At 41.0% G+C, this 1,489-nt stretch carries 1 protein-coding gene; it reads right to left on the reverse strand.

Translation table 11 applies throughout. From position 1 onward, the window contains the following. Positions 1–1,203 precede the first annotated feature (1,203 nt). A partial coding sequence (locus ACP6PK_RS29020) for an FG-GAP repeat protein (RefSeq protein ID WP_426564907.1) occupies positions 1,204–1,489 on the reverse strand: 286 nt, incomplete at its 5' end.

The following is a 1,489-nucleotide window of genomic DNA, read 5'->3' on the forward strand; positions in this document are numbered from 1 at the left end:
AGTTTCCGAGCCTGACTATTGTACAATAGTTAAATTAATTATCACCCACTGAGTAATCAGGCGAGCGCTGTTTGGGAAGTTTTGAACTTGATAAAAGTAGGTTGGGTAGAACGACAGTGAAACCCAACAACACCTTTACGTTTTCGGTTTATGTTGGGTTACCTTTACGGGAAGCAAGCTACGTTACCTCAACCCAACCTACAAATACTGGTATAGTACGGTCTAGTTGTTTTTGTAGTTGGTAACGTTGTTTTAAGATTTGTCCTGGAGTTAACATAATAAGTTATATCAAATCCGGTTAAACAGCCATAGAATGGTTAAGTTAGGAGGAGTCAACCCACCCCTTCCTTGCCCTAACCCCTCCCAGGAGGGGAAGTCAGTCCTCAGGAGTCAGGAGGAGAAAGAATTACAAAGATAAACGTAGTTATGGCGATTGAAGATTTTTTTTATGTCCAATTAAACGGATTTGATATTAAAAGTTAAAAGTAATCTCAATATTATCGAGCCATAATACCGTAGTTCATTATTGTAGCGCCATGATACAGGTAAAATAGTGCCAAACTTGTAGTGTGTCGCTCCAGTAGGGTGCGTTTATAAATAATTAGGGTCTGCGTATGGAAAGTCTTTTTGCTCTTTGTAGGAGACAACCCGTCCCTCCTCCCAGGAGGGGGAGACAGGAGACAGGAGAAATGGGAATGAGCCAGGAGGTAGGAGCAAGAATTGTCTCTCAATTTTTCTGCCATAATCATCCTAAAATACCAGCATGCATGAGCTTTTTCTACCAAAAAGTTGGTACTTTTTTCAACGCTAAAACGCTAAAACCTTTATCTGTAAATACTTTTATAATTAATCAGCCAGCCCTAATTAGGGAGGAGAATTGAGAATTGAGAATTGAGAATTGAGATCAGGAAAAAAGTGTTTTCATCACTAATTATCCGGACATGGTATAACTAGAATTCTCAAAAAAAATCAAGCAAAGAATTCAGACTCTGGATCTTTGCTTAATAAATTAGCTATGTTGAAGAAGGAGACAGCTATACTGGAGACAGCTATACTGGAGACAGCTATACTGGAGACAGGAGGAAAATTACATGGGGATAGTCTTCGACAAGCCGCTCCGCGTCTACGCTCCCCCAAGTAATTTTGAACACCGTGTAGACGGTGGGGTATTAAACCCACAAAGAAAATGATAAATTTTTATTGTTATTTTTTCTGCTGCTTCTTTCGGGATAAGGCGGCGATCGCTACTGTTCCTGCTATTCCTAAGAGCGATGATGGCTCTGGTGTTGGTTGAGGGTTGATGGTAAACAAGTATGCTGAACCACTTTCTCTTCCGTTGTCATCGTCTCCTGTGGCACCAATCAGAGCAAGGTTATCCCTTAGAGCTACTGACCCTCCAAAGAAGTCTTCTTCAGAACCGTCGGGTGGGGTAAATTTCTGGAGCAAACTGCCAGTAGTAGTGTCAAATAGGTAGGCTGAACCACTATTG

Origin of the sequence: Dapis hubbardiae BLCC-M172 (assembly GCF_050016015.1) — a bacterium.
Classification (GTDB): Bacteria; Cyanobacteriota; Cyanobacteriia; order Cyanobacteriales; family Microcoleaceae; genus Trichodesmium.